This is a genomic window from Pseudomonas sp. BN417, assembly GCF_029871205.1.
Lineage (GTDB): Bacteria > Pseudomonadota > Gammaproteobacteria > Pseudomonadales > Pseudomonadaceae > Metapseudomonas.
Map to the genome: position 1 here is coordinate 183,240 of NZ_SSOJ01000162.1, position 26,354 is coordinate 209,593.

Genomic DNA, 26,354 nt, shown 5'->3' on the forward strand with positions numbered 1-26,354 from the left:
GCTCCTGCAACCATCCACCTGGAGGTCCCCATGCACGGCCCTGATCCCCGTAATCCGCATCCCATGGCCGGTTTTCCGCAGGTCTGCTTCATCGCCAACACGGTGAACAACCCGCAGATCGAGATCGGTGACTACACCTACTATGACGACCCGGAGGGCGCGGAGCAGTTCGAGCGCAATGTGCTCTATCTCTTTCCCTTCATCGGCGACCGGCTGGTGATCGGCAAGTTCTGCGCCCTGGCGCGGGGGGTGAAGTTCATCATGAACGGCGCCAACCACAAGCTCTCCGGCTTCTCCACCTATCCCTTCCAGATCTTCGGCGGCGGTTGGGAGCATTTCATGCCGGCGCTGGATGAGTTTCCCTACAAGGGCGACACCCTGGTCGGCAATGACGTCTGGATTGGCTACGAGGCGTTGATCATGCCGGGCGTACGCATCGGCGACGGCGCCATCATCTCCTCACGTTCGGTGGTTACCCGCGATGTGCCGCCCTACACCATAGTCGGCGGCAATCCGGCCGAACCGCTGAAGCAACGCTTCCCCGACCAGGTGGTGCAGCGCCTGTTGGCCCTCGCCTGGTGGGACTGGCCAGTGGAGAAGATCAGCCGCCACCTGGCCGCCATCATGGCTGCCGACATCGAGGAACTGGAGCGCTGCGCTGCCCTGGATTGAGCCGCGCCATCCGGCAGAAATTGACCAGGAGCGGAACCATGCCGCATATACTGTATGAATATACAGTTTGCATGGAGTTCTACCCATGGCTGCTCCCCTCCCGCCTCGCGGTCGCGGCACCGCCAGCAATCCCGTCAACCGCTTTGCACCGACCACTTCGGTGGCTTTGGACGATGGCTGGTTCCAGGAGGTTCCGCCCAGCCGCGCCACCGAGGTGCGGCTGGAAACCGCCAAGAGCATCATCACCCGCAACCAGTCGCCGGACCTGCCCTTCGACCGCTCGGTGAACCCCTACCGCGGCTGTGAGCACGGTTGCATCTACTGCTACGCTCGTCCCAGCCATGCCTACTGGGACATGTCGCCGGGGCTGGATTTCGAGACCCGGCTGATCGCCAAGACCAACGCCGTGGCCCTGCTCGAACAGCAACTCTCGAAGCCCGGCTACAGCTGCGCACCGATCAACCTGGGCTCCAACACCGACCCCTACCAGCCCATCGAGCGCGAACATCGCCTCACCCGCCAGACCCTCGAAGTGCTGCTGCGCTACCGCCATCCGGTGACCATAGTCACCAAGGGTTCGCTGGTGCTGCGCGACCTCGACCTGCTCACCCAGCTGGCGGAGCAGAACCTGGTGGCGGTGATGATCAGCCTCACCACCCTCGACGACGAGCTCAAGCGCACCCTGGAACCTCGCGCCGCAGCTCCGTCCGCGCGCTTGCGGGCCATCCGCGTGCTGCGCGAGAACCGTGTGCCGGTGGGCGTTCTCTGCTCGCCGATGATCCCGATGATCAACGACATGGAGCTGGAGAGCCTGCTGGAAGCTGCCCGCGATGCCGGCGCGCGCCAGGCTTCCTATATGCTGTTGCGCCTGCCGCGGGAGGTCGGACCCTTGTTCGAGGAGTGGCTGCAGGCGCACTACCCGCAGCGAGCCGCCCATGTGATGAGCATCATCCGCCAGTGCCGGGGCGGTGAGATCTACGACAGCCGCTTCGGCCATCGCTTCAAGGGCCAGGGCCCCTTCGCCGAGCTGCTGGCCCAGCGCTTCGCCGTGGCCATTCGCAAGCTCGGGCTGAACCGCCGCCGGGACTATGAGCTGGACTGCTCGCGCTTCTGCCCGCCGGGCGGGCAGATGGCTTTGCTCTGAGTTGTGACTCGCCGGGCTGTAACGACAGTCCTGTAGGAAATCAGAAGCCGACAATCAGTGGATAATGTTCGGCAGAAGTACAAATTCCTACGATGACCGAGGTTGGCAGCATGAGCAACGAGCACGACAAGCTAGGCAGTGAAAGTGCGGAAGACGCCCTGCGGAACATAGTCGAGGGTTTCCAGCGGTTCCGCGACGAGGTCTTTCCGCAACAGGAGGCCCTGTTCAAGAAGCTCGCCCACGCACAGAATCCCCGCGCGATGTTCATCACCTGCGCCGACTCGCGCATCGTCCCCGAGCTGATCACCCAGAGCTCTCCGGGCGATCTCTTCGTCACCCGCAACGTCGGTAACGTGGTGCCACCCTACGGCCAGATGAACGGCGGCGTTTCCACCGCCATCGAGTTCGCGGTCATGGCCCTCGGCGTGCACCACATCATCATCTGCGGCCACTCCGATTGCGGCGCGATGAAAGCAGTGCTCGACCCCCAGACCCTGGAGCGCATGCCCACGGTGAAGGCCTGGCTGCGCCATGCCGAAGTGGCCAAGGTCGTGGTCCAGGAGAACTGCGGCTGCGCCAACCACGAAACCCTCGAGGTGCTCACGGAGGAGAACGTGGTGGCCCAGCTCGACCACCTGCGCACCCATCCGTCGGTGGCGGCGCGCCTGGCCAGCGGCCAACTGTTCATCCATGGCTGGGTCTATGACATCGAGACCTGTGGCATCAAGGCCTATGACGCCGTGCAGGGTCGCTTCCGTCCGATCGGCGACGGCCCGCTGCCCATGGCGACGCCGCGGGCCCGCTACCTGCCGGAGTGACACGAAAAGGGCTGCTGGTGCAGCCCTTTTTCCTGGACCCGTACCTGACCGGCTGCGCGAGGTTTCCGGTGCACGCAACGCACCCTACCCGGATTTCAACCCGCCTCGCGCTGGCCCTGGTTCAGTTGCAACTCGACGCCCAGTTGCTGCGACAGGCAGGGCCAGCGCTTCCAGGCTTCCTCCACCTTGGGGTCACGCAACTGCTGGCGGTACGCCTGGGCCGAGGGCAGGCCGAACACCTCTTCGTCCAGGAGGCCCTCCACGGCGAGGTGGACGGCTTCGTCCAACTGGTTGGCAAAGGGTTCGCCGATCAGCTGGTGGGCGATCAGGTTGGCCACCGTGGTATCCAGCGGGATCAGCGGCTGGCCGAAATGCACGATGTAGCGATCGTTGACCTCTTCCACCAGGCGGTGGGCGAGGTAGGCTTCGTCGAGCAGGCCTTCCAGGCCGTTATGCCCCTCCATCAGTGCGGGCGGTTGCAGGAAGAACTGCTCGGCCACCTTCAGCACCGGCTTGATCTGCGCCTCGATGCCCGCCTCACGGGCGACATTGGCGGCGGCATCCAGCACGTCGGGGACTTGTTCCACATAAGCGGCGATGAAACGGGCGAGCACGCCCTGGGCATCCTCTGCCGGCAGGCGAATGGCGGGGTGCAGGCTGGTGACCTGGGCGTCCAGTATCCGGGTCAGTTGGGTGGAAGCGGCTTCGTGCTGGAGGGCGCGCTGGATGAGCTCGCGCAGTGCTGCGGTGTTCATGACTGCTCCTGAAAAGGACATGGCGGTTGCTGGGTGAATGCGGAGGTGAAGAAAAGACCTTAGCTCGCCTTTGAAGGCTGCTAAGACCGGATTGTCATAATTGCGTAGCAGTTATTCGGGCGCGCTATAAAAGCACTTTGCTACCTACCTTATAGCTCACGCCAGCCGTGGCGTTTAGGACAAGGCTTGCGCGCCTTCAGCCATTTTTTGCATCGCGTTGCGCAGCGGAAGTCCCTGTCTATACTCCGACTCGAAAGGCATTACCTGATGGAACCCGACTGTGCACCTGCGTGCCGGGGCCGGCGGTCCGAGTTTGGTAGTCCGGGCAGCCGTTCCCAAGCCGTTGGCCCAGCCGGCGGGATAACAAGAACGAGAAGGGGAACCCGCAATGATGCGACATCCACGAGTCTGGATGGGACTCCTGCTGTGGTCGATTCTCAGCCAGGCGGAGGCTGCCTGGACAGTCAACATGGCGCCTGGGGCAACCGAGGTCAGCCGCACAGTTTTCGATCTGCACATGACCATCTTCTGGATCTGCGTCGTCATCGGCGTACTGGTCTTCGGTGCCATGTTCTGGTCGATGATCATCCATCGCCGCTCCACCGGGCAGAAGCCCGCACATTTCCACGAGAGCACCACCGTGGAAATCCTCTGGACCGTCGTGCCCTTCGTCATCCTCGTGCTGATGGCGGTGCCGGCGACCAAGACGCTGATCGACATCTACGACACGTCCGAATCCGGGCTGGATGTGCAGATCACCGGCTACCAGTGGAAATGGCACTACAAGTACCTGGGTCAGGACGTGGAGTTCTTCAGCAACCTGGCCACGCCAGCCGAGCAGATCCACAACAAGGCGCCCAAGGACGAGCATTACCTGCTGGAAGTCGACCAGCCGCTGGTAGTGCCGGTGGGCACCAAGGTGCGCTTCCTGATCACCGCCGCCGACGTGATCCACTCCTGGTGGGTGCCGGCGCTGGCGGTGAAGAAGGACGCCATCCCCGGCTTCGTCAACGAGTCCTGGACGCGCATCGAGAAGCCCGGCATCTACCGTGGGCAGTGCACCGAGCTGTGCGGCAAGGACCATGGCTTCATGCCCATAGTGGTCGAGGCCAAGTCCCAGGAAGACTTCGCCAAGTGGCTCGCCCAGCGCAAGGAAGAGACCACCAAGCTCAAGGAGCTGACCGACAAAGAGTGGACCCTCGAGGAACTGGTCGCGCGTGGCGACAAGGTCTACCACACCACCTGCGCCGCCTGTCACCAGCCCGAGGGCCAGGGCATGCCGCCGATGTTCCCCGCGCTCAAGGGTTCGAAGATCGCCACCGGTCCCAAGGCCGATCACTTGAACATCGTCTACCACGGCAAGCAGGGCACTGCCATGGCCGCCTTCGGCAAGCAGCTGTCCGAGGTCGATATCGCCGCTGTCGTCACTTATGAACGCAACGCCTGGGGCAACAACACCGGCGACATGGTGACGCCCAAGGAAGTGCTGGCTCTGAAACAGGCGGAAAGCCAATGAAGAAGACACCGGCCTATAGGGAGACTGACATGAGTGCAGTGATCGACCAGGATCATGCCGGGCATGATCACCACCACGGTCCGGCCAAGGGCCTGATGCGCTGGGTGCTGACCACCAACCACAAGGACATCGGCACCATGTACCTGTGGTTCAGCTTCGCCATGTTCCTGCTGGGCGGGTCCATGGCCATGGTGATCCGCGCCGAGCTGTTCCAGCCCGGCCTGCAGATCGTCCAGCCCGAGTTCTTCAACCAGATGACCACCATGCACGGCCTGATCATGGTCTTCGGCGCGGTGATGCCGGCATTCGTCGGCCTGGCCAACTGGATGATCCCGCTGATGGTCGGCGCGCCGGACATGGCGCTGCCACGGATGAACAACTTCAGCTTCTGGCTGTTGCCGGCGGCCTTCGGCCTGCTGGTCAGCACCCTGTTCAGCGCCGGCGGCGGACCGAACTTCGGCTGGACCTTCTACGCGCCGCTATCAACCACCTACGCGCCGGAGAGCGTCACCTACTTCATCTTCGCCATCCACCTGATGGGCATCAGCTCGATCATGGGGGCGATCAACGTGATCTCCACCATCCTCAACCTGCGCGCCCCGGGCATGACCCTGATGAAGATGCCGCTGTTCGTCTGGACCTGGCTGATCACCGCCTTCCTGCTGATCGCGGTGATGCCGGTGCTGGCCGGCTGCGTGACCATGATGCTGATGGACATCCACTTCGGCACCAGCTTCTTCAGCGCCGGCGGCGGCGGTGACCCGGTGCTGTTCCAGCACGTGTTCTGGTTCTTCGGCCATCCCGAGGTGTACATCATGATCCTGCCCGCCTTCGGTGCGGTCAGCTCGATCATCCCGGCCTTCTCGCGCAAGCCGCTGTTCGGCTACACCTCGATGGTCTACGCCACCGCGTCCATCGCCTTCCTCTCCTTCATCGTCTGGGCGCACCACATGTTCACCGTGGGCATCCCGCTGACCGGCGAGCTGTTCTTCATGTTCGCCACCATGCTGATCGCCGTGCCTACCGGGGTGAAGGTGTTCAACTGGGTGACCACCATGTGGGAGGGTTCGCTGACCTTCGAGACGCCCATGCTGTTCGCCGTGGCCTTCGTCATCCTCTTCACCATCGGCGGCTTCTCCGGGCTGATGCTGGCGATCGCCCCGGCGGACTTCCAGTACCACGACACCTACTTCGTGGTGGCGCACTTCCACTACGTGCTGGTGCCCGGCGCCATCTTCGGCATCTTCGCCTCGGCCTACTACTGGCTGCCGAAGTGGACCGGCCACATGTACGACGAGACCCTTGGCAAGCTGCACTTCTGGATGAGCTTCATCGGCATGAACATGGCCTTCTTCCCCATGCACTTCGTGGGGCTGGCGGGCATGCCGCGGCGGATTCCGGACTACAACCTGCAGTTCGCCGACTTCAACATGATCTCGTCCATCGGTGCCTTCACCTTCGGCGCCACCCAGTTCCTCTTCCTGTTCATCGTCATCAAGTGCATCCGCGGCGGCAAGAAAGCCCCGGCCAAGCCCTGGGACGGTGCCGAGGGTCTGGAGTGGACAGTGCCGTCGCCGGCGCCTTACCACACCTTCACCACACCGCCGGAAGTGAAGTGAGATGGACGGGGAAGTGAGCACTCGCCGCCTGATCCAGCGCCTGCTGTTGCTGGTGGTGGCGATGTTCGGCTTCGGCTTCGCCCTGGTGCCGATCTACGACGTGATGTGCCAGGCCTTCGGCATCAACGGCAAGACCACGGGCTCCGCCTACGAAGGGGCCCAGAGCGAAGACCAGCAGCGTCAGGTGCGGGTGCAGTTCCTCGCCACCAACGCGGCGGGGATGAGCTGGGAATTCCGCCCCAAGGCGGATGACCTGGTGGTGCACCCGGGGGCGAGCAACGAGATGCTGTTCGTCGCCTTCAACCCCACCGACAAGCCGATGACCGCCCAGGCGATTCCCAGCGTGGCGCCGTCCAAGGCCGCGGCTTTCTTCCACAAGACCGAATGCTTCTGCTTCACCCAGCAGGTCCTGCAGCCCGGCGAGCGCATCGAGATGCCGGTGCGCTTCATCGTCGATCGCGACCTGCCGGCAGACGTGCATCACCTGACACTCGCTTACACGCTGTTCGATATCACCGCCCGCAAGCCACCAGTCGCCAGGAACGACGGCTGACGGGCCGATAAGGAGAACAACAACGATGGCAAGTCACGAGCAGTATTACGTTCCGGCCCAGAGCAAGTGGCCGATCATCGCCACCATCGCCCTGCTGACCACGGTGTACGGGCTGGGGACCTGGTTCAACGACATGAAGTACGGTCGCCCTGATTCCAACGGGCCGATCATCTTCTTCGTCGGCGGCCTGCTGATCGCCTACATGATGTTCGGCTGGTTCGGCAATGTGATCCGCGAGAGCCGCTCGGGCCTCTACAGCGGGCAGATGGACCGTTCCTTCCGTTGGGGCATGAGCTGGTTCATCTTCTCCGAAGTGATGTTCTTCGCGGCCTTCTTCGGCGCCCTCTTCTATGTGCGCTTCTTCGCCGGGCCCTGGCTCGGTGGTGAAGGCGACAAGGGCGTGGCCAACATGCTCTGGCCCGGCTTCGAGTTCGCCTGGCCGGCGATGAACAACCCCGACGCCAAGTTGTTCCCGCCGCCGAAGGCGATCATCGATCCCTGGCACCTGCCGCTGATCAACACCATCCTGCTGGTGTCCTCCAGCTTCACCGTGACCTTCGCCCACCACGCCCTGCGCAAGAACAAGCGCGGCCCGCTCAAGGCCTGGCTGGCGCTGACCATCCTGCTGGGGGCGACCTTCCTGGGCTTCCAGGCGGAGGAATACATCCACGCCTACAAGGAACTTGGGCTGACCCTGGGGTCGGGCATCTACGGCGCCACTTTCTTCATGCTCACCGGTTTCCACGGTGCCCACGTGACGATGGGGGCGCTGATCCTCACGGTGATGCTGGTGCGCATCCTGCGTGGCCACTTCGACGCCGACCACCACTTCGGTTTCGAGGCGGCGGCCTGGTACTGGCACTTCGTGGACGTGGTCTGGATCGGCCTCTTCACCTTCGTCTATGTTCTTTGAGAGGTACGCGAGAAAGGGCAAGCGGCAAGCTACAAGCAGCAGGAAGGGGAGAACTTGCAGCTTGAGGCTTGCAGCTTTCGACTACCAGGTGACATGGGAAACGAATTGGCCGCTGTAGAAACCCCAGGCGATGAGCGCCAGGGTCAGGGCGGCCAGGATCACACGAACCGTTAGCGCATTGACCACGCGGGAGCTGCGTCCTTCGTCCTTGACCAGGAAGAAAAGGCCGCTGAACAGGCTGACCACCGTGGCAAGCAACATGAGGACGATCGCAGCCTTGAGCATGCGTGACTCCGGGGGAAGGGGGATGTTGTGCAGTATAGCCAGCCCTGTTCAGCCGCACGGACGGCGGCCATGAGCGCCTTCCGGCCGGGCCTCGCCCCGACCCTGGTGGTGCTGGCGCTGCTGCCTGTACTGCTGGGGCTGGGCGTATGGCAGCTCTCCCGTGCCGAAGAGAAGCGCCAGCTGCTGGCCGCCGCCGACGCCCGGCGCATCGCCACCCCCGTCGCTGTCGAGCAGCTCGCCGCCAGCCCCGACCCCGGCTACCTGCGTGTGCGCCTGCACGGCCATTTCGATGCCGGGCACAGCCTGCTACTGGATAGCCGCATCCGCGATGGCAAGGCCGGTGTCGAACTGCTGCAGCCCTTCCAGGACAGCGCCAGCGGCCAGTGGCTGTTGGTCAACCGCGGCTGGCTGCCCTGGCCGGACCGTCGCCTCGCGCCAGCCTTCAGTACCGCGGACGGCGAACTGGATCTGCTGGCCTGGGCCTATGTGCCGCCGGGCGCCGCCTTCGAACTCAAGCACCTGGAAGCATCCGGCTGGCCGCAGCTGGTCAACCAGGTGGACGCCGCTGCCCTCTGGCAACACCTGGGCCGCAACGGCCTGCCCCTGGAGCTGCGCCTGGAGGAAGGCCCGGCGGGCTATCGGACCGACTGGCCGATCGTCGCCATGGGCCCGGAAAAACATATCGGCTACGCCGTGCAGTGGTTCGCCCTGGCGACTGCCCTGCTTGGCCTGTTCATCTACTACGGATTGCGCAAAGGACGGGAGAACGACAATGAACCCAGCACTCGCCATGCCTGAGGCCGCACCGCCGCGCCGCCGCGGGCGCATCCAGCTGCTGCTGATCCTGATGGTGGTGATCGGCCCGATGATGCTCGCCACGGCCATGTACAAGTTCAGCTTCTGGGTGCCAGAGAGCCGCAGCTACCACGGCGCCCTCATCGGCAATGGCCAGACCGTCGTCGACCTCGGCGTGCAGGACGTGGTGCCAGGGGAAACCTGGCAACTGCTGGTCACAGCCCCGGCCGGCTGTGCCGAAGACTGCCAGCAACTGGTCTACGTGGCGCGGCAGATCCATATCGGCCTCGGCCGCGACGCCTCTCGCGCCAACCATGCTCTCGCCGTGACCGAGGTGCCGGCGGACTACGCGGCGAAGCTCCAGCAGGAGTACCCGCAGCTCAAGCGCCTTGGCCTGGATGGCACCGCCTACGGCAAGGCCACCGAGGACCTGAGCGGAGCCCAGTTGTGGATAGTCGACCCCCACGGCAACCTGGTGCTGCGCTACGACGCCACTGCCAAGGGCAAGCAGATCCTCAACGACCTGCGCCACCTGCTGAAGCTTTCCAACATTGGTTGAACGACCCCTTTCCCCGGAAAGGTGAGGAGCGGCTGCTGTGGATAAGTACAAGAACCGTCCCGGATACCGCCTCGCCCTGTTCGCCACCCTGCTGGCCCTGGTGGTGGTGGCGCTGGGCGCCTATACCCGTCTGACCCACGCCGGCCTCGGTTGCCCGGACTGGCCCGGCTGCTACGGCTTCATCGGCGTGCCCCAGAGCGAGACCCAGCTGGCCCACGCCGAGGCCAACTTCCCCCACGCGCCGGTGGAGGCGGAGAAGGGCTGGAACGAGATGGTCCATCGCTATTTCGCCGGCACCCTCGGCCTGCTCATCCTGGGGCTCGCCATGCATGCCCTGCGCCGGCGCGGCCAGGACGGCCAGCCGCTGAAACTGCCGCTGCTGCTGCTGGGCGTGGTCATCGCCCAGGCCGCTTTCGGCATGTGGACCGTGACCCTGCAGCTCTGGCCCCAGGTGGTCACCGCCCACCTGCTCGGCGGCTTCACCACCCTGTCCCTGCTGCTCCTGCTCTGCCTGCGGCTGTCCAACGCCTTTCCTGCCCTGGAACTGCCGGGGCGCCTGCGCCGCTGGGCGGCGCTGGGGCTGGTGCTGGTAATCGTGCAGATCGCCTTGGGCGGCTGGGTCAGCTCCAACTACGCCGCGGTGGCCTGCGTCGACCTGCCCACCTGCCACGGCCAGTGGTGGCCGGCAATGGACTTCGCCAACGGCTTCCACCTGACCCAGCACATCGGGCCGAACTACCTCGGCGGGCAGCTCGACAGCGATGCCCGCACGGCCATCCACATGACCCACCGCCTGGGTGCCCTGGTCGTGGCCCTGGTGCTGCTGATGCTCGCCTGGAATCTGCACAGCGTTGGCCTGTCGCGCCTGGCCGGGCTGCTGCTGGCGGCGCTTTGCCTGCAGGTGGGGCTGGGCATCAGCAACGTGATCTTCCACCTGCCGCTGCCGGTGGCGGTGGCCCATAACGGCGGCGGCGCCCTGCTGCTGCTGGTGCTGGTTTCGGTCAATTACCGGGTGCGCAACCCGGCCCTTCATGTAGGAGCGAGCTCTGCTCGCGAAAGGGGGCACGCCGAAGGTTCGCGAGCAGAGCTCGCTCCTACGGCACTGACCCCACACGGCAAGTAACCGGATCACCAAGGAGTACACGCCATGGCCACTCTGCTCAGCCAAGGACACAGCCAGGCCCACGCAAGCTGGCGCGACTACCTGGAGCTGACCAAGCCCAAGGTGGTGGTGCTGATGCTGATCACCTCGCTGGTGGGCATGTTCCTCGCCACCCGCGCCGGGGTGCCCTGGACGGTGCTGTTGTTCGGCAACCTCGGCATCGGCCTCTGCGCTGGCGCGGCGGCGGCGGTCAACCATGTGGTGGACCGGCGCATCGACTCGATCATGGCGCGCACCCTGAAGCGTCCTGTGGTGAACGGCCGGGTATCGCCCGCAATGGCCCTGGCTTTCGCCCTGGTCCTGGCGGTGGCCGGCCAGGCGCTGTTGCTGGCCTACACCAATGAACTCACCGCCTGGCTGACCCTGGCGTCCCTGGTGGGCTACGCGGTGCTCTACACCGGCTTCCTCAAGCGCGCCACCCCGCAGAACATCGTCATCGGCGGCCTGGCCGGCGCCGCACCGCCGCTGCTCGGCTGGGTGGCGGTCACCGGCCACCTCAGCGCCGAGCCGCTGCTGCTGGTACTGATCATCTTCGCCTGGACCCCGCCGCACTTCTGGGCACTGGCCATCCACCGCAAGGAGGAATACGCCAAGGCCGACATCCCCATGCTGCCGGTGACCCATGGCGAGCACTACACCAAGGTGCACATCCTGCTCTACACCCTGGTGATGTTCGCCGTCAGCCTGCTGCCCTATGCCATCCACATGAGCGGCCTGCTCTACCTGGTCTGCGCCCTGGGCCTGGGTGCGCGCTTCCTGCAGTGGGCCTGGGTGCTGTACCGTGACAGCAAACCGCACGCGGCGATCAGGACCTTCAAGTACTCTATCGCCTACCTCTTCCTGCTGTTCATCGCCCTGCTGGTGGACCATTACCTGTTGTTGACCCTATGACCAGAATCCAGAAAACCGTCTTCATCCTCGTGGCCTTGGTCGCCGTGGTGCTCGGCCTCACCGTGAACCGGGTTCTCAATGGCGAGCGTCACGCCGACCCCACTCAGCTGCTCGACGCCGGCATCGTCCTGCTGCCCCAGAGCCGCACCCTGCCGGCGCTGGAAATGGTCGACCAGAACGGCGCCAAGGTCGCGGTGGACCAGTTCAAGGACAAGTGGAGCCTGGTGTTCTTCGGCTACACCTTCTGCCCGGACATCTGCCCCACCACCCTGGCGCAGATGCGCGAGCTGAAAGGCCTGCTGCCACAGCAGGCGCAGGACAACCTGCGCTTCGTCTTCGTCAGCGTCGACCCGAACCGCGACACGCCGCAGCAGATCAAGCAGTACCTCGGCTACTTCGACCCGACTTTCGTCGGCATCACCGCCGATGAGCCGACCCTGCAGAAGCTGGCCAACGCGGTGAGCATCCCCTTCATTCCGGCCGATACCAGCAAGGAGAACTACACCGTGGACCACAGCGGCAACCTGGTGGTCCTGGGCCCGGATGGCACCCAGCGCGGCTTCATCCGCTCGCCGCTCAACAACCAGAAGCTCAAGGAGCAGCTGCCGGGGCTGGTGGCGCCGAAGAGCTGATGCCGCGCGGGCGTACCCGTAGGTTGGGCTGAGCTACGCGAAGCCCAACGAATCCGGCGCACGGACTTTCGCGAATGAATTCGCTCCCACAGAAACGAATTCCGCACCCATAAAAAAGCCCGCTCGATGAGCGGGCTTTTTTCATTCAAGCGGAGCGATCAGAACGCCGGCACCACGGCGCCCTTGTACTTCTCCTCGATGAACTTCCTCACCTCGGGGCTGTGCAGGGCGGCGGCCAGTTTCTGCATGTCGGCGCTGGACTTGTTGTCCTCGCGGGCCACCAGGATGTTCACGTAGGGCGAGTCGCTGCCTTCGATGGCCAGGGCGTCCTTGGTGGGGTTCAGCTTGGCTTCCAGGGCGTAGTTGGTGTTGATCAGCGCCAGGTCCACCTGGTTCAGCACGCGGGGCAGGGTGGCGGCTTCCAGTTCACGCACCTTGATGCCCTTCGGGTTCTCGGCGATGTCCTTCGGGGTGGCGGTGATGCTGGTGTTGTCCTTCAGCTTGATCACACCGGCCTTGTCCAGCAGCAGCAGGGCGCGGCCGCCGTTGGTGGCGTCGTTGGGGATGACCACCTGGGCGCCTTCGGGCAGTTCGGCCAGGGATTTCACCTTGCTGGAATAGGCGCCGAAGGGCTCGATGTGCACACCAGCCACGGTTACCAGCTTCACCTTGGTCTGACGGGCCTTGTTGAACTCGTCGAGGTAGGGCTGGTGCTGGAAGAAGTTGGCGTCGAGGCGGCCTTCTGCGACCTGGATGTTCGGCTGCACATAGTCGGTGAAGACTTTCACCTGCAGGTCCACGCCTTCTTTCGCCAGTTGCGGCTTGATGAACTCGAGGATCTCGGCGTGGGGCACCGGGGTGGCGGCCACTTTCAGGGTGTCGGCCTGGGCGGAGAGGGCGGTCAGGGCGGCGAAGGCCACCAGCAGTTTCTTCATGAGCGGCTCCTTGTGGGAAGTCATCGGGCCGGCGCGGATGGGCGCAGGCTCCAGGTCATTTACGGGAAAAGTGCACCACCAGCTTGTCGCCGATGGTTTGCAGAATCTGTACGAGCACCAGCAGCAGGATCACTGTGACCACCATCACGTCGGTCTGGAAGCGCTGGTAGCCGAAGCGGATGGCCAGGTCGCCGAGTCCGCCCGCGCCCACCACGCCGGCCATGGCGGTGTAGGACACCAGGGTGATGGCGGTGACGGTGATGGCGGCATAGATGCCCGGTCGTGCTTCCGGCAGCAGGGCGTTGACGATGATCTGCCGGGTGGTGGCGCCCATGGCCTGGGTGGCTTCGAGGATGCCGCGGTCCACTTCGCGCAGTGCGGTTTCCACCAGCCGCGCGAAGAAGGGCGTGGCGCCCACCACCAGCGGCGGGATCGCGCCGGCAACCCCAAGAGACGTGCCGGTGATGAACACGGTAAAGGGAATCATCACGATCAGCAGGATGATGAAGGGCAGCGAGCGCAGCACGTTCACCAGCAGCGACAGCAGCCCGTAGACGGCCTTCTGCTCGAACAGCTGGCGCGGACCGGTGAGGAACAGCAGCACGCCCATTGGCAGGCCGAGGAGCACGGTGAACAGCAGCGAGCCGCCCAGCATCAGCAGGGTGTCGAGGGTGGCGAGCCAGATTTCGTACCAGTCGATATTGGCGAGCAGGGCGTCCATCAGCGCAGGATCTCCAGGTGCACGTCCGCCTCGCGGAAGCAGTTCAGTGCGGCGTCGATATCGCCGCCGGTCAGGGCCAGGGTCAGTTGGCCGTAGGGCGTGTCCTTGATGCGGTCGATACGCCCGGCGAGGATGCTGTAGTCCACCCCGGTCTGGCGCGCCACGGTGCCCAGCAGCGGGGCGTAGGTGGCTTCGCCACGGAAGGTCAGGCGCAGGATGCGGCCGGCGACATGGGCGAAGTCATCGCGCTGTTCGCCTTCGTCGACCTGCTCGTCCTCCAGCACGAAACGCTGGGTGGTGGGGTGCTGCGGGTGCAGGAAGACATCGGCCACCGGGCCCTGCTCGACAATTACCCCGCCATCCATCACCGCGACGCGGTCGCAGACGCGGCGGATCACGTCCATCTCGTGGGTGATGAGGACGATGGTGAGGTTCAGCTCGCGGTTGATCTCGGCCAGCAGCTGCAAAACCTGCGCGGTGGTCTGCGGATCGAGTGCGCTGGTGGCCTCGTCGCAGAGCAGGATCTTCGGCTGGGTGGCCAGGGCGCGGGCGATGCCAACGCGCTGCTTCTGGCCGCCGGAGAGCTGCGCCGGGTACTTCTTGGCATGGTCGCTGAGGCCGACGCGGGCCAGCAGTTCGGCGACGCGGCGGTCGACTTCGGTGCGGGACAGCTCGCCGGCCAGCTTCAGCGGCAGGGCGACGTTGTCGGCGACGGTCTTGGACGACAGCAGGTTGAAGTGCTGGAAGATCATCCCGACGCGCTGGCGGAAACGGCGCAGGCCTTCACTGTCGAGGGCGGTCACATCCTCACCTTCGATGACGATGCGTCCGCCGGAGGGTTCCTCGAGGCGGTTGATCAGGCGCAGCAGGGTGCTCTTGCCGGCGCCCGAATGGCCGATCAGGCCGAAGACTTCGCCGCTCTGGATGGCAAGTTCGGTCGGCTGCAGGGCCGGGATTTCGCGGCCTTCGACGCGGTACGCCTTGTGGACGTGGTGGAATTCGATCACTGCGGAAACCTTGTGGGCTCGTCGTTAGCCGGATCGGCTAAAAACCGGCAAGTTTACCTGCTCGCGTATAGGCGCAGAAAATCTTTCTGGACCTATGGCTATAGCCTCAGGGAATAAGCGACAGACGGACTCTGAGCAGTTTAGCTGCCCGCAGGGAACCGGCCTCAGGACTGTGGAACCAGCTCCACGGGAGCTGTTTCGCTGGCGGCCTGGCGTGCCTTGTCGATGGCGCCGTTCAGGCCCTCGGTCAGGGCCGGTGCCTTGGGCGTAAGGCTGCGGGCATGGCTGAGGGCGGTGGCGGCGCCATTCAGGTCACCTTGCTGCAGGGCGACCTGGCTGCGCTTCAGCCAGGCGTCGGCGAGCTGGCGCTGGTACTGGCCGATGCGGGCGTCCGCGGCGGACTGGCCTTCCAGGGCCCTGAGCTGAATTTCGGCGTCGGCCAGCTGGCCGCCGGCAAGGGCCTGGTCCAGCTGCTGGAAGCTGCTGCGCAGGTCGTCCGCTGGCGCTTGGGCGTCTTGCCGCGCGGTCTGGCAGGCGGCAAGCAGCAGGGAAAGCGCGGCAACGGAAAGGCAACGAGTGGCGAACGGCTTCATTTCGACAGGTCTCTGATTGCGCAAAAAACGCGCGATTCTACACGGCGGCGCCGATAAGGTCGATTCGGCCACCGAATTGGCCTTTCTGGAGGCGTTTTCGAACGTTCATTCGAACAAATACCCCCGTCCTGGCCGCGAACGCTCAGGCGCGGCGCGGCAGGGCAAAGCTGCAGAGGAACAGGCTGGCGGCGGAGACCACGATGGAGGGGCCGGCCGGGGTGTCCTTGAACCAGGACAGCGCCAGGCCGGCGCAGACCGCCACCAGGCCCAGCAGGCTGGCGCCCAGCGCCATCTGCTCCGGGCTGCGGGCGTGACGCTGGGCCGCCGCCGCCGGGATGATCAGCAGGGAGGTGATCAGCAGCACCCCGACTATCTTCATGGCCACGGCGATGACGATGGCGATCAGCAGCATCAGGCCGAGGCGGATGGCCGCCACCGGCAGGCCTTCCACGCGGGCCAGCTCTTCGTGCACGGTGATCGCCAGCAGCGGCCGCCACATCCGGATCAGCACCAGCATCACCAGGGCGCTGCCGCCGAGTATCCAGGCGAGGTCCGTGCGGCTCACCGCCAGCAGGTCGCCGAAGAGGTAGCCCATCAGGTCGATGCGCACTTCGCTCATGAAGCTCAGCACCACCAGTCCGAGGGACAGGGTGCTGTGGGCGAGTATCCCCAGCAGGGTGTCCGAGGCCAGCGGCTGGCGCTGCTGCAGGGTCACCAGCAGCACGGCGAGCAGCACGCAGCCGACCGTCACGGCCAGCGTCGGGCTGACGTCCAGCATCAGGCCGAGGGCCACGCCGAGCAGGGCGGCGTGGGACAGGGTGTCGCCGAAATAGGCCATGCGCCGCCAGACCACGAAGGAGCCGAGGGGGCCGGCCACCAGGGCCAGGGCGAGGCCGGCGAGCAGGGCGTTGAGCAGGAAATCAGCCATGGTTGCAGTCGGGGCCGTGCTTGTGGACGGGAGTGAAACGAGTGCCGCCGGGGAAGGGCGGGTTCTTCACCACCTCGCCATGCAGGTCGTGGGCATGGTCGTGATGGTGGTGGTAGACGGCCAGGCTCTTCGCGTCCTGGCCGAACAGCTCGACGAAGGCCGGGTCGCCGCTGACCTGTTCCGGATGGCCGGAGCAGCAGACGTGGCGGTTCAGGCAGACCACCTGGTCGGTGGTGCTCATCACCAGATGCAGGTCGTGGGAGACCATCAGCACGCCGCAGCCGTGGCGATCGCGCAGGCGGGTGATCAGGCGGTAGAGCTCGGCCTGACCGGCGACGTCGACGCCCTGCACCGGCTCGTCCAGCACCAGCAGCTCGGGCTCGCGCAGCAGGGCGCGGGCCAGCAGCACGCGCTGCAGTTCGCCGCCGGAGATGTTCTGCAGCGGACTGTCGATCACCTGGGTGGCGCCCACTTCGTCCAGGGCCGAGAGCGCCGCCTTGCGGTCCACGCCCGGCACCAGGCGCAGGAAGCGCAGCACGGTGAGCGGCAGGGTGGCGTCCACCTGGAGCTTCTGCGGCATGTAGCCGATATGCAGGCGCGGCTTGCGCCAGACCTCGCCCTGGTCGGGTTTGAGCAGGCCGAGCACGGTGCGTACCAGGGTGGTCTTGCCGGCACCGTTGGGGCCGATCAGGGTGACGATCTCCCCGGCCTTCACCGCCAGGCGCACATCCTGCAGCACCGGTTGGCCGGCGAAATCGACGCCGACGCCTGCGAGGCGGATCAGGTCATCGCTCATGCGGCCACCTGGCAGCTGGCGCAGAGGCCGACGATTTCCACGGTCTGCCCTTCGACGACAAAGCCCACGGACTTGGCGCTCTCGACTATGGCCTGGCTGATGCTCGGCTGTTCCAGCTCGATTGCGGTCTGGCAGTTGCGACAGATGAGGAACTGGCCCTGGTGGGCGATGCCCGGATGGTTGCAGCCGACGAAGGCGTTGAGCGAGGCGATGCGGTGCACCAGGCCGTTCTCGAGGAGGAAGTCGAGGGCACGGTAGACCGTGGGCGGCGCCGCGCGGCGGCCGTCCTCCTCGGTCAGCACGCCGAGGATGTCGTAGGCGCCCAGCGGCTTGTGGCTCTGCCAGACCAGTTCCAGCACGCGCTTGCGCAGGACAGTCAGGCGCAGTCCCTGGCGGCTGCAGATGGCATCGGCCTCGGACAGGGCGTTCGACACGCAATGGGAATGGTCGTGGGGGCGACAGGCCAGAGGGGCTTTTGCGCTGATCGGCTTGAGCATGGCGGCGGCGACGTCTGGAGAAAGAGACGTTATTCTATAACTCTTTTCCCGCCGAGTCTGTGCCGTGCTCCGTCTATTCGTCTCCCTGATCCTCAGCGCCTGTGCCCTGTCGGCCCAGGCCGACGTGCGCCTGCTGACCAGCATCAAGCCGCTGCAACTGATCGCCGCCGCCGTGCAGGATGGCGCTGGCCAGCCCGACGTGCTGCTACCTCCCGGCGCTTCGCCACACCAATACGCGCTGCGTCCCTCCGATGTGCGCCGGGTGCGCGAGGCGGAGCTCTTCTACTGGATTGGCCCCGACCTGGAGGGCTTCCTGCCGCGCGTGCTGCAGGGGCGCGACAAGCCCAACGTGGCCGTGCAGACGCTGCCCGGACTGCAACTGCGTCACTTCGAAGCCGTTCACGACGAGCATGAAGAAGAAGGCCACGATGAACACGAGCACGACCATGACCATCGCCCCGGCTCCCTGGACGCCCACCTCTGGCTGCTGCCGGCCAACGCACGGGTGATCGCCGCGCACATGGCCGTCGACCTGGCCGCTGCCGACCCGGCCAACGCCGTTCGCTACCAGGCCAACCTGAAGGCCTTCGAGGGCCGCCTCGACCAGCTCGACGCGAAGCTCAAGGCGCGCATGGCGGGCGTCGCCGGAAAGCCCTTCTTCGTCTTCCACGAAGCCTTCGACTACTTCGAGGCCGCGTACGGCCTGAGCCATTCCGGCGTGTTCAGCGTGGCCAGCGAAGTGCAGCCCGGCGCCCGCCACGTCGCCGCCATGCGCGACCGGTTGCAGAAAGCGGGCCCCAGCTGCGTATTCAGTGAGCCGCCGGTACGCCCGCGCCTCGCCGAAACGCTGACCGCCGGCCTTTCGGTGCGCATGGCCGAGCTGGATGCGCTGGGGACGAACGCACCGGTTGCGGCCGATGGCTACGAGCATTTGCTGCAGAACCTGGGCGATGGCCTGGCGGGATGCCTGGAAGCGCTCTGAAGCAGGTCGTAGGGTGCGCTGTGCGCACCAATGCCGGCGTCAAGGTTACCGCGCAGTACGCCCAGACTCCGTCTGGTGCGCATGGCGCACCCTACCGTTCTGCGCCATGCCAGCGAGGGACAGCACCCCGCCTGCTAAGGTGAGAGAGGGGCCGCGGGCCGCATTGATGTGGATCAGCGGCCGGCATTCGTGGTCAGACTAGTCTGGACTCTTCATCGAGGGAGGGCAGAGGATGGCCAGGACGGGGGCACCCAAGCAGGTCCAGGGCAACCACGGCATCGCCTTGCAGGCGGCGTCGGAGGACATCTGGGACAGCAAGTACCGCCTCAAGCACAAGGACGGCACGCCGATCGACGTCACCCCGGACGCCACCTGGCAGCGCGTCGCCCGCGCGCTGTCTGGCGTGGAGGCCGACGCCGAGGCCCGCGAGCACTGGTACGAGCGCTTCCTCTGGGCCCTGCGCAACGGCGCGGTGCCGGCCGGGCGGATCATCTCCAACGCCGGCGCCCAGGACTTCAAGCCGGCCACCTCGACCATCAACTGCACCGTCTCCGGCACCATCCTCGACTCCATGGACGACATCCTCGGCAAGGTCCACGAAGCGGGGCTCACCCTCAAGGCCGGTTGCGGTATCGGTTACGAATTCAGCACCCTGCGCCCGCACGGTGCCTACGTTTCCGGCGCCGGTGCGCAGACCAGCGGGCCGCTGTCGTTCATGGATATCTACGACAAGATGTGCTTCACCGTGAGCTCCGCCGGCGGCCGCCGCGGCGCCCAGATGGGCACCTTCGACGTTTGCCACCCGGATGTGCGCGAGTTCATCCGCGCCAAGCGCGAGGACGGTCGCCTGCGCCAGTTCAACCTCAGCCTGCTGGTCAGCGACGCCTTCATGCACGCGGTGGAGAACGATACCGAATGGCCGCTGCTCTACCCGGTGCATCCCAAGGAGCGGGACGAGCTGGATTTCCATGACCCGACCCAGGTGATCTGGCGCGACTGGCCGGTGCACGACGGCTACATAACGCGCGAGGACGGCCTGGTGGCCTGCAAGGTCTACGGCCGCGTCCAGGCCCGGCACCTGTGGGACATGATCATGGTCTCCACCTACGACTTCGCGGAGCCCGGCTTCATCCTCATCGACCGGGTCAACGAGCTGAACAACAACTGGTGGTGCGAGGCGATCCGGGCGACCAATCCCTGTGGCGAACAACCGCTTCCACCCTATGGCTCCTGCCTGCTCGGCTCGATCAACCTGACCGCCTTCGTCGAGGAGCCCTTCGGCGAAGACGCCCATTTCGACTGGGAGCGCTTCCGCTCCGTGGTGCGGGTGTTCACCCGCATGCTCGACAACGTGGTGGAGATCAACGGCCTGCCACTGGAGCGGCAGCGCGAGGAGATCCTCGGCAAGCGCCGCCATGGCATGGGCTTTCTTGGCCTGGGATCGGCCCTGGCGCTGCTGCGACTGCGTTACGGCAGCACCGAGGCCTGCGTGTTCACCGAGGAGGTGGCGCGGGAAATGGCCCTGGCCGGCTGGCAGATGGCCCTGGAGCTGGCTCGGGAGAAAGGCCCGGCGCCGGTGCTGACCCGGGACTACGAGGTGACCGCGGCCATGCTGCGCAAGCGCCCGGAGATGCAGGATGACGGTTACAAGGTCGGCGACCGGGTGCCCGGGCGCATCCTCCACGCCCGCTACTCCCGCTACATGCAGCGCATCGCCGAATACGCGCCGGAGCTGGTGGCCGAGCTGGCCGAGGTGGGCGCGCGCTTCACCCACCACAGCTCCATCGCCCCCACCGGGACCATCAGCCTGAGCCTGGCCAACAACGCCTCCAACGGCATCGAGCCGAGCTACGCCCATCAGTACTCGCGCAACCTGATCCGCCCCGGGCGCAAGACCAAGGAGAAGATCGAGGTGTGCAGCTACGAGCTGCTGGCCTATCGCGCGCTGGTCAACAGCCGGGCGCGGGCGGATGCCGAGCACCCGGCGCAGCGCCTGCCGGACTACTTCGTCAGCGCCGACGATATCAGCCCCGCCGAGCATGTGGACATGCAGGCTGCGGCGCAGAAGTGGATCGATTCCTCCATTTCCAAGACCGCCAACGTGCCCACCGAATTCCCCTTCGAGGGCTTCAAGGACATCTACCTCCACGCCTGGCGCCAGGGGCTCAAGGGTTGCACCACCTTCCGCTTTAACCCGGCGGCTTTTCAGGGCGTGCTGGTGAAGGAGTCGGACCTGGAGAAAACCGTCTACCGCTTCGAGCTGGAGGACGGTACCCAGGTGGAACTGCGCGGTAACGAGGAAGTGGAATACGACGGCGAGGTGCACACCGCCGCCAACCTGTTCGAGGCCCTGAAAGAAGGCTACTACGGCAAGTACTGAACGAGCGGAGGCCGTCATGACCCTGAAGATCGAGAAGAAGATCAAGGGCTTCAGCCTGGTGGACCTGGACCAGGAAAAAGCCCGCAAGGCCGCCGAGGAAGCGGCCTCCGTGGTGACGATGGACGAGACCCTGCAACGTCCAGAAACCCTGGTTGGCGCCACCTACAAGATCAAGTCGCCGCTGTTCGAGCATGCGCTTTACGTGACCATCAACGACATCGTGCTCAACGCCGGCACCGCCTTCGAGCAGCGCCGGCCCTTCGAGATCTTCATCAACTCCAAGGGCATGGAGCACTTCCAGTGGATAGTGGCACTCACCCGCATCATGTCGGCGGTGTTCCGCAAGGGCGGTGACTGCACCTTCCTGGTGGAGGAACTGAAGGCCGTGTTCGACCCGCGCGGCGGCTACCTCAAGCGCGGCGGCGTCTACATGCCGTCGCTGGTGGCCGAGATCGGTGCGGTCCTGGAGCGCCACCTGGTAGCCATCGGCCTGATGGAAGGACAGCAGCTGGACGAGGAGCACAAGCTCTACCTGGCCGAGAAGCGCGCCGCCTACGAAGCCAGCCTGGGCACCTCAACTGCTGAGCCCGGCGAAGGCTTCCCGCCCGGCGCCCAGCTCTGCGGCAAGTGCAATACCCAGGCGGTGGTGCAGATGGACGGCTGCGCCACCTGTCTCAACTGCGGGCATTCCAAGTGTGGGTGAGCCGGAAAAGGCAACGCATGCGTTGCCCCGGCGAACGACCGGCCATGGATGGCCGGGCCGGGGTTGAACTTGGGCAGAGGAGTAACGACAGGGATGTCTGCTCGGACCTGTTGCAAAGCGCAATCATTGTGGGGGCGAATTCATTCGCCAAGCAGGCCGAAGGTCTGCCCCTGGAGGTACAAGGGGCAGCTGCGCTGCCCTTGGCGAATGAATTCGCCCCTACAGAAAGCGGATCCGCCCTGGGCTCAGAGCGCGAACGGCAACGCCACCTCGATCTTCTGCCTGTGCGCCAGCCTGGTCTGGAACACACCCGGATCGTGGATCAGCACGTCCTGCCCGGCGAAGGCATTGGCGGCGATCAGTCGTGACAGCCAGAAGCGCACGCAGGCGATGCGCAGGGCGGTGGGCCAGAGTTCGGCTTCGGCGGCGGTGAACGGGCGCAGCGCGGCATAGGCGCCGAGCAGCGCGCGGGCGAGGTGGGCGTCGAGGCGGCCCTCTTCGTCCGAGCACCAATCGTTCAGGCAGATGGCCAGGTCGTAGAGCATTGGGCCGGAGCAGGCGTTGTAGAAGTCGATGACCCCAGCCAGGTGGGTGCCGTCGAACAGCACGTTGTCCTTGAACAGGTCAGCGTGCAGGTTGGCGCGCGGCAGGGCGAGGAAGCGCGCCTTGAGCTCGCCGATCTCCTTCAGTGCATCGCGCAGCAGCGGGAGCGCGTCATGGTCAAGCTGCAGGGCCAGGGAGGGGCCCTCGTCGAGCATCCAGTCCAGGCCGCGGTCACTCCTGCGCTCCAGTACCTGGTCGCGGGTGGCCAGGTGCAGGCGCGCCAGCAGGGCGCCGACCTCGGCACAGTGGTGGGCATTGGGTTCGCGCACATGCTTGCCCGGCAGGCGTGGCTGCAACAGGGCCGGCTTCTCCGCCAGCTCGCGCAATGCCTCGCCGCCTTCCGTGCGCAGGGCGTAGGGCACCGGCAGGCCGGCGTCGTGGAGCACATCGAGCAGTTCGATGAAGAACGGCAGGTCGTGGCTGGGACCGCGCTCCACCAGGGTCAGTACGTATTCACCCTGTTCCAGGCTGACGAAGAAGTTGCTGTTCTCGGAGCCTTCGGCAATGCCCTGGAAATCCTTCAGCCGGCCCAGCCCGTAGGGGGCGAGGAAGGCTTCCAGTTCCGGACGTTCGAGTGGGGTGAATACGGACATTGGGCTACCTTGTTACGGGGTTTTTCGTGTGTGCTACCAGCTGAAGATTTCCCAGGCCGGGATCAGCATGTCGGGGTTGTCCGAGCGGACGTAATTGCTATCGCCATCGGCGCGGACCAGGAAGTACGGCTTGCCGTTCTTCGGGGTGACCTTGATGGCGTAGAGGAAACCGTTGACGCGGTATTCCTGGATGGTCTTGTCGCCCTCCTGGCGGATGGTGACGTCCGGTTCCGCGGACGGCTCGTCGGCGGCGAACGTGGCGACTGGGGCTACTGCCAGCAGGCTGGCGAGCAAAAGGCGGTTCAGTGCGCGCATGGTAACCTTGTCCCTTCTCGTCAATGATCGGTCCATTCTACTTCGGGTCCGGTGAATAAAGGTTGATTTCACGCATGAGCCAAGCCCCTCTCGTCCTGGTGGACGGATCCTCCTATCTGTATCGCGCCTTCCATGCCCTGCCGCCCCTGACCACCTCGGCCGGCCTGCCCACCGGCGCGGTGAAAGGCGTGCTGAACATGCTGAAAAGCCTGCGCCGGCAGTATCCGGACAGCCCGTTCGCGGTGGTCTTCGATGCCAAGGGCGGCACCTTCCGCGACGAGATGTTCGCCGAGTACAAGGCCAATCGCCCGTCGATGCCGGATGAGCTGCGGGTGCAGGTTGAGCCGCTGCACGCCAGTGTGCGTGCCCTCGGCCTGCCGCTCCTGTGCGTGGAGGGTGTGGAAGCCGACGACGTGATCGGCACCCTGGCCCGGCAGAGCGCGGCGGGCGGCCGCCCGGTGGTGATTTCCACCGGCGACAAGGACATGGCGCAACTGGTCGACGGGCACATTACGCTGGTCAACACCATGACCGGTAGCACGCTGGATGTGGATGGCGTGAAGGAGAAATTCGGTGTCGGTCCTGAACTCATCATCGACTACCTGGCGCTGATGGGTGACAAGGTCGACAACATTCCCGGCGTGCCCGGCGTCGGTGAGAAGACCGCCCTCGGCCTGCTGCAGGGGGTCGGCGGCGGCCTCGACGTGCTCTATTCCAGCCTGGCCAAGGTGCCCGAATTGCCGATCCGCGGCGCCAAGGGCCTGCCGGCCAAGCTCGAAGAGCACAAGGACATGGCCTACCTGTCCTACAAGCTCGCCACCATCAAGTGCGACGTCGAACTGAACGTCGAGATCGACGCCCTGCACCCCGGCGAGCCGGACCGCGAGGCCCTGGCCGAGCTGTACCGCACCCTGGAATTCAAGACCTGGCTGGACGACCTGCAGCGCCAAGCGAAATCCAGCGGCGAAGAGCCGGCCCCTGCCGAAGCTCCGGCCGCCGAGGCCGAGGCCCGCTACGAAACCGTGCTGGAGCAGGCGCAGTTCGATGCCTGGCTGAAGAAGCTGGAAGCCGCGCCGCTGTTCGCCTTCGATACCGAGACCACCAGCCTCGACGCGCAGCAGGCGCAGGTGGTGGGTGTGTCCTTCGCGGTTGAGGCTGGCGAGGCCGCCTATGTGCCCCTGGCCCATAGCTACATGGGCGTGCCCCAGCAACTGGACCGCGACGCCGTGCTCCAGGCCCTCAAGCCGCTGCTGGAAGACCCGGCCAAGCCCAAGGTGGGCCAGCACGCCAAATACGACATGAACGTCCTGGCCAATGCCTCGACACCCATCGCCGTGCAGGGCATCACCTTCGACACCATGCTCGAGTCCTATGTGCTGGACGCCACCGCCACCCGTCACGACATGGACAGCCTGGCCCTCAAGTACCTGGGGCACAGCACCATTCGCTTCGAGGACATCGCCGGGAAAGGCGCCAAGCAGCTGACCTTCGACCAGATCGCCATCGAGCAGGCCGGCCCCTACGCGGCGGAAGACGCCGACGTGACCCTGCGCCTGCACCAGACCCTCTGGCAGAAGCTGGAGGCGATCCCGTCCCTGGCCAAGGTGCTGCGCGAAATCGAGATGCCCCTGGTGCCGGTGCTGGCGCGCATCGAACGCAACGGCGCCTATGTCGACGCCAAGCTACTGGGCCAGCAGAGCCTGGAACTGGGCAGCAAGATGGTCGAGCTCGAGCGCCAGGCCTATGACCTCGCCGGGCAGGAGTTCAACCTCGGCTCGCCCAAGCAGTTGGGCGCCATCCTCTACGAGAAGCTGGGTCTGCCGGTGCTGGCCAAGACCGCGACCGGACAGCCCTCCACCGCGGAGAACGTGCTCGCCGACCTCGCCGAGCAGGACTTCGAGCTGCCCAAGGTGATCATGCAGTACCGCTCCCTGAGCAAGCTCAAGAGTACCTACACCGATCGCCTGCCGGAGCAGATCAACCCGCGCACCGGGCGCATCCACACCTCCTACCACCAGGCGGTGGCGGCTACCGGGCGACTGTCGTCCACCGACCCGAACCTGCAGAACATCCCGATCCGCACCGCCGAGGGCCGGCGCATCCGCCAGGCCTTCGTCGCGCCCAAGGGCTACAAGCTGCTGGCGGCCGACTACTCGCAGATCGAGCTGCGCATCATGGCCCACCTGGCCAAGGACGAAGGCCTGCTGGACGCCTTCCGGCACGACCGCGACGTGCACCGGGCCACCGCGTCCGAGGTGTTCGGCGTGCAGCTGGAGGAAGTCAGCAACAACCAGCGGCGCAGCGCCAAGGCGATCAACTTCGGCCTGATCTATGGCATGAGCGCCTTCGGCCTGGCCAAGCAGATCGGCGTCGAGCGCAAGGAAGCCCAGGCCTATATCGACCGCTACTTCGCCCGCTACCCCGGCGTGCTGGCCTATATGGAATCCACCCGCGCCAAGGCCGCCGAGCAGGGCTTCGTCGAAACCCTGTTCGGCCGCCGCCTGTACCTGCCGGAAATCCACTCGAAGAACCAGGCCATGCGCAAGGGCGCCGAGCGCACGGCGATCAACGCGCCCATGCAGGGCACTGCGGCGGACATCATGAAGCGTGCGATGGTGGCGGTGGACGACTGGCTGCAGGTCAGCGGGCTGGACGCCAAGGTCATCCTCCAGGTGCACGACGAACTGGTCCTGGAGGTGCGCGAGGACCTGGTGGAGCAGGTCGGCGAGCAGATTCGCCCGCTGATGAGCGGCGCCGCCGAGCTGGACGTGCCGCTGGTGGTGGAGGTTGGCGTGGGCGACAACTGGGACGAGGCGCACTGAGTGCGCCCTTCCTGGCGGGGTCTGTTTCATGGCTGAAACAGATTTAAATGCATAAATGGAATAAGCGGGCTGCTACTGATAACTAACTTTTTGAAAATTTATCTGAACTTTCTGCGAAACAGGGGAGTCACACAACTGAATGGCTGGTGAAGCCTTTCGATGCTC

At 65.4% G+C, this 26,354-nt stretch carries 27 protein-coding genes; 16 read left to right on the plus strand and 11 right to left on the minus strand.

What is annotated here, in order from left to right; genetic code table 11:
• Nucleotides 1–30 precede the first annotated feature (30 nt).
• The 3 genes from E8F11_RS27755 to E8F11_RS27765 all read left to right on the plus strand — a co-directional run bounded on the left by E8F11_RS27755 (nt 31) and on the right by E8F11_RS27765 (nt 2,634).
• Nucleotides 31–672: a Vat family streptogramin A O-acetyltransferase gene (locus E8F11_RS27755; RefSeq protein ID WP_280292125.1), complete on the plus strand. Its 642-nt coding sequence runs from the start codon at nt 31–33 to the stop codon at nt 670–672.
• Between the two features lie 85 nt (nt 673–757).
• Nucleotides 758–1,816 carry a PA0069 family radical SAM protein gene (locus E8F11_RS27760; RefSeq protein ID WP_280292126.1) on the plus strand — a complete coding sequence of 353 codons (1,059 nt, stop codon included), beginning with the start codon at nt 758–760 and terminating at the stop codon, nt 1,814–1,816.
• A 110-nt stretch (nt 1,817–1,926) separates the two neighbouring features.
• Complete coding sequence (locus E8F11_RS27765; protein ID WP_280292127.1) at nt 1,927–2,634, plus strand: carbonic anhydrase; 708 nt, start codon at nt 1,927–1,929, stop codon at nt 2,632–2,634.
• Between the two features lie 95 nt (nt 2,635–2,729).
• Here E8F11_RS27765 and E8F11_RS27770 read toward each other — a convergent pair whose 3' ends face one another.
• Nucleotides 2,730–3,389 (minus strand): hypothetical protein, encoded by a 660-nt coding sequence (locus E8F11_RS27770; RefSeq protein ID WP_280292128.1) that lies wholly within the window; start codon nt 3,387–3,389, stop codon nt 2,730–2,732.
• Nucleotides 3,390–3,777: 388 nt separating this feature from the next.
• Between E8F11_RS27770 and coxB the strand changes: the two genes are divergently transcribed.
• Genes coxB through E8F11_RS27790 form a run of 4 tightly spaced genes read left to right on the plus strand, consistent with a single transcriptional unit; the run spans nt 3,778 to nt 7,990 of the window.
• Nucleotides 3,778–4,905, plus strand: coding sequence for a cytochrome c oxidase subunit II (gene coxB / locus E8F11_RS27775; RefSeq protein ID WP_280292129.1), 1,128 nt, complete (start codon nt 3,778–3,780; stop codon nt 4,903–4,905).
• Between the two features lie 29 nt (nt 4,906–4,934).
• The gene (gene ctaD, locus E8F11_RS27780) at nt 4,935–6,524 is read left to right on the plus strand and encodes a cytochrome c oxidase subunit I (protein ID WP_280292130.1); all 1,590 of its coding nucleotides are present in this window, start codon (nt 4,935–4,937) and stop codon (nt 6,522–6,524) included.
• A gap of 1 nt (nt 6,525) precedes the next feature.
• Nucleotides 6,526–7,077, plus strand: a complete 552-nt coding sequence (locus E8F11_RS27785; protein ID WP_280292131.1) for a cytochrome c oxidase assembly protein — start codon at nt 6,526–6,528, stop codon at nt 7,075–7,077.
• Nucleotides 7,078–7,102: 25 nt separating this feature from the next.
• A complete protein-coding gene (locus tag E8F11_RS27790) occupies nt 7,103–7,990 on the plus strand; it encodes a cytochrome c oxidase subunit 3 (RefSeq protein WP_280292132.1) in 888 nt (295 codons plus the stop codon).
• A gap of 81 nt (nt 7,991–8,071) precedes the next feature.
• Here E8F11_RS27790 and E8F11_RS27795 read toward each other — a convergent pair whose 3' ends face one another.
• A complete protein-coding gene (locus tag E8F11_RS27795) occupies nt 8,072–8,275 on the minus strand; it encodes a twin transmembrane helix small protein (protein ID WP_069081401.1) in 204 nt (67 codons plus the stop codon).
• A 69-nt stretch (nt 8,276–8,344) separates the two neighbouring features.
• On the opposite strand from E8F11_RS27795, the gene E8F11_RS27800 reads away from it, so the two are divergent.
• The 5 genes from E8F11_RS27800 to E8F11_RS27820 are packed head-to-tail and all read left to right on the plus strand — an operon-like array spanning nt 8,345 to nt 12,314.
• The gene (locus E8F11_RS27800; RefSeq protein ID WP_280292133.1) at nt 8,345–9,073 is read left to right on the plus strand and encodes an SURF1 family protein; all 729 of its coding nucleotides are present in this window, start codon (nt 8,345–8,347) and stop codon (nt 9,071–9,073) included.
• Nucleotides 9,048–9,629, plus strand: coding sequence for a hypothetical protein (locus E8F11_RS27805; RefSeq protein WP_280292134.1), 582 nt, complete (start codon nt 9,048–9,050; stop codon nt 9,627–9,629). Before E8F11_RS27800 ends, E8F11_RS27805 begins: the two co-directional genes overlap by 26 nt.
• 37 nt (nt 9,630–9,666) lie before the next feature.
• Nucleotides 9,667–10,752 (plus strand): COX15/CtaA family protein, encoded by a 1,086-nt coding sequence (locus E8F11_RS27810; RefSeq protein WP_280292135.1) that lies wholly within the window; start codon nt 9,667–9,669, stop codon nt 10,750–10,752.
• A 24-nt stretch (nt 10,753–10,776) separates the two neighbouring features.
• Entirely contained in the window at nt 10,777–11,682 is a 906-nt protein-coding gene (cyoE, locus tag E8F11_RS27815; protein ID WP_280292136.1) for a heme o synthase, read from the plus strand.
• The gene (locus tag E8F11_RS27820; RefSeq protein ID WP_280292137.1) at nt 11,679–12,314 is read left to right on the plus strand and encodes an SCO family protein; all 636 of its coding nucleotides are present in this window, start codon (nt 11,679–11,681) and stop codon (nt 12,312–12,314) included. Before cyoE ends, E8F11_RS27820 begins: the two co-directional genes overlap by 4 nt.
• Nucleotides 12,315–12,472: 158 nt before the next feature.
• Here the strand turns inward: E8F11_RS27820 and E8F11_RS27825 are convergent, their stop codons facing one another.
• From E8F11_RS27825 to E8F11_RS27855, 7 genes are all read right to left on the minus strand, one after another.
• Entirely contained in the window at nt 12,473–13,249 is a 777-nt protein-coding gene (locus E8F11_RS27825) for a MetQ/NlpA family ABC transporter substrate-binding protein (RefSeq protein ID WP_280292138.1), read from the minus strand.
• A 55-nt stretch (nt 13,250–13,304) separates the two neighbouring features.
• Nucleotides 13,305–13,970 carry a methionine ABC transporter permease gene (locus E8F11_RS27830; RefSeq protein ID WP_280292139.1) on the minus strand — a complete coding sequence of 222 codons (666 nt, stop codon included), beginning with the start codon at nt 13,968–13,970 and terminating at the stop codon, nt 13,305–13,307.
• A complete protein-coding gene (locus E8F11_RS27835) occupies nt 13,970–14,977 on the minus strand; it encodes a methionine ABC transporter ATP-binding protein (RefSeq protein WP_280292140.1) in 1,008 nt (335 codons plus the stop codon). Before E8F11_RS27835 ends, E8F11_RS27830 begins: the two co-directional genes overlap by 1 nt.
• Before the next feature lie 164 nt (nt 14,978–15,141).
• The gene (locus tag E8F11_RS27840) at nt 15,142–15,570 is read right to left on the minus strand and encodes a hypothetical protein (protein WP_280292141.1); all 429 of its coding nucleotides are present in this window, start codon (nt 15,568–15,570) and stop codon (nt 15,142–15,144) included.
• Nucleotides 15,571–15,712: 142 nt separating this feature from the next.
• Nucleotides 15,713–16,498: a zinc ABC transporter permease subunit ZnuB gene (znuB, locus tag E8F11_RS27845; protein ID WP_280292142.1), complete on the minus strand. Its 786-nt coding sequence runs from the start codon at nt 16,496–16,498 to the stop codon at nt 15,713–15,715.
• Nucleotides 16,491–17,294 (minus strand): zinc ABC transporter ATP-binding protein ZnuC, encoded by an 804-nt coding sequence (gene znuC / locus E8F11_RS27850; RefSeq protein WP_280292143.1) that lies wholly within the window; start codon nt 17,292–17,294, stop codon nt 16,491–16,493. The genes znuB and znuC overlap by 8 nt, the downstream gene beginning before the upstream one ends.
• Complete coding sequence (locus E8F11_RS27855; RefSeq protein WP_280292144.1) at nt 17,291–17,791, minus strand: Fur family transcriptional regulator; 501 nt, start codon at nt 17,789–17,791, stop codon at nt 17,291–17,293. The genes znuC and E8F11_RS27855 overlap by 4 nt, the downstream gene beginning before the upstream one ends.
• A gap of 64 nt (nt 17,792–17,855) precedes the next feature.
• Between E8F11_RS27855 and E8F11_RS27860 the strand changes: the two genes are divergently transcribed.
• The 3 genes from E8F11_RS27860 to E8F11_RS27870 all read left to right on the plus strand — a co-directional run bounded on the left by E8F11_RS27860 (nt 17,856) and on the right by E8F11_RS27870 (nt 21,856).
• A complete protein-coding gene (locus tag E8F11_RS27860; RefSeq protein ID WP_280292145.1) occupies nt 17,856–18,773 on the plus strand; it encodes a zinc ABC transporter substrate-binding protein in 918 nt (305 codons plus the stop codon).
• A 232-nt stretch (nt 18,774–19,005) separates the two neighbouring features.
• Nucleotides 19,006–21,153, plus strand: a complete 2,148-nt coding sequence (locus E8F11_RS27865; RefSeq protein WP_280292146.1) for an adenosylcobalamin-dependent ribonucleoside-diphosphate reductase — start codon at nt 19,006–19,008, stop codon at nt 21,151–21,153.
• A gap of 16 nt (nt 21,154–21,169) precedes the next feature.
• Nucleotides 21,170–21,856, plus strand: a complete 687-nt coding sequence (locus E8F11_RS27870) for an NrdJb (RefSeq protein WP_280292147.1) — start codon at nt 21,170–21,172, stop codon at nt 21,854–21,856.
• A gap of 245 nt (nt 21,857–22,101) precedes the next feature.
• On the opposite strand, the gene E8F11_RS27875 is transcribed toward E8F11_RS27870, so the two are convergent.
• Together E8F11_RS27875 and E8F11_RS27880 are read right to left on the minus strand one after the other, a co-directional pair.
• A complete protein-coding gene (locus E8F11_RS27875; protein ID WP_280292148.1) occupies nt 22,102–23,052 on the minus strand; it encodes a homoserine kinase in 951 nt (316 codons plus the stop codon).
• Nucleotides 23,053–23,085: 33 nt separating this feature from the next.
• Nucleotides 23,086–23,367 (minus strand): DUF2782 domain-containing protein, encoded by a 282-nt coding sequence (locus tag E8F11_RS27880; protein WP_280292149.1) that lies wholly within the window; start codon nt 23,365–23,367, stop codon nt 23,086–23,088.
• Nucleotides 23,368–23,441: 74 nt separating this feature from the next.
• On the opposite strand from E8F11_RS27880, the gene polA reads away from it, so the two are divergent.
• Nucleotides 23,442–26,189, plus strand: coding sequence for a DNA polymerase I (polA, locus tag E8F11_RS27885; protein ID WP_280292150.1), 2,748 nt, complete (start codon nt 23,442–23,444; stop codon nt 26,187–26,189).
• Nucleotides 26,190–26,354 lie beyond the last annotated feature (165 nt).

Coding starts and splice junctions, on each gene's coding strand:
- E8F11_RS27765 (WP_280292127.1), top strand. CDS start 1,927: ATGAGCAACGAGCACGACAAGCTAGGCAGTGAAAGTGCGGAAGACGCC.
- E8F11_RS27805 (WP_280292134.1), top strand. CDS start 9,048: ATGAACCCAGCACTCGCCATGCCTGAGGCCGCACCGCCGCGCCGCCGC.
- znuB (WP_280292142.1), bottom strand. CDS start 16,498: ATGGCTGATTTCCTGCTCAACGCCCTGCTCGCCGGCCTCGCCCTGGCC.
- E8F11_RS27865 (WP_280292146.1), top strand. CDS start 19,006: ATGGCCAGGACGGGGGCACCCAAGCAGGTCCAGGGCAACCACGGCATC.
- polA (WP_280292150.1), top strand. CDS start 23,442: ATGAGCCAAGCCCCTCTCGTCCTGGTGGACGGATCCTCCTATCTGTAT.
- E8F11_RS27840 (WP_280292141.1), bottom strand. CDS start 15,570: ATGAAGCCGTTCGCCACTCGTTGCCTTTCCGTTGCCGCGCTTTCCCTG.
- coxB (WP_280292129.1), top strand. CDS start 3,778: ATGATGCGACATCCACGAGTCTGGATGGGACTCCTGCTGTGGTCGATT.
- E8F11_RS27795 (WP_069081401.1), bottom strand. CDS start 8,275: ATGCTCAAGGCTGCGATCGTCCTCATGTTGCTTGCCACGGTGGTCAGC.
- E8F11_RS27830 (WP_280292139.1), bottom strand. CDS start 13,970: ATGGACGCCCTGCTCGCCAATATCGACTGGTACGAAATCTGGCTCGCC.
- ctaD (WP_280292130.1), top strand. CDS start 4,935: ATGAGTGCAGTGATCGACCAGGATCATGCCGGGCATGATCACCACCAC.
- E8F11_RS27785 (WP_280292131.1), top strand. CDS start 6,526: ATGGACGGGGAAGTGAGCACTCGCCGCCTGATCCAGCGCCTGCTGTTG.
- E8F11_RS27875 (WP_280292148.1), bottom strand. CDS start 23,052: ATGTCCGTATTCACCCCACTCGAACGTCCGGAACTGGAAGCCTTCCTC.
- E8F11_RS27800 (WP_280292133.1), top strand. CDS start 8,345: ATGAGCGCCTTCCGGCCGGGCCTCGCCCCGACCCTGGTGGTGCTGGCG.
- E8F11_RS27770 (WP_280292128.1), bottom strand. CDS start 3,389: ATGAACACCGCAGCACTGCGCGAGCTCATCCAGCGCGCCCTCCAGCAC.
- E8F11_RS27755 (WP_280292125.1), top strand. CDS start 31: ATGCACGGCCCTGATCCCCGTAATCCGCATCCCATGGCCGGTTTTCCG.
- E8F11_RS27855 (WP_280292144.1), bottom strand. CDS start 17,791: ATGCTCAAGCCGATCAGCGCAAAAGCCCCTCTGGCCTGTCGCCCCCAC.
- E8F11_RS27760 (WP_280292126.1), top strand. CDS start 758: ATGGCTGCTCCCCTCCCGCCTCGCGGTCGCGGCACCGCCAGCAATCCC.
- znuC (WP_280292143.1), bottom strand. CDS start 17,294: ATGAGCGATGACCTGATCCGCCTCGCAGGCGTCGGCGTCGATTTCGCC.
- E8F11_RS27825 (WP_280292138.1), bottom strand. CDS start 13,249: ATGAAGAAACTGCTGGTGGCCTTCGCCGCCCTGACCGCCCTCTCCGCC.
- E8F11_RS27820 (WP_280292137.1), top strand. CDS start 11,679: ATGACCAGAATCCAGAAAACCGTCTTCATCCTCGTGGCCTTGGTCGCC.
- E8F11_RS27880 (WP_280292149.1), bottom strand. CDS start 23,367: ATGCGCGCACTGAACCGCCTTTTGCTCGCCAGCCTGCTGGCAGTAGCC.
- cyoE (WP_280292136.1), top strand. CDS start 10,777: ATGGCCACTCTGCTCAGCCAAGGACACAGCCAGGCCCACGCAAGCTGG.
- E8F11_RS27870 (WP_280292147.1), top strand. CDS start 21,170: ATGACCCTGAAGATCGAGAAGAAGATCAAGGGCTTCAGCCTGGTGGAC.
- E8F11_RS27790 (WP_280292132.1), top strand. CDS start 7,103: ATGGCAAGTCACGAGCAGTATTACGTTCCGGCCCAGAGCAAGTGGCCG.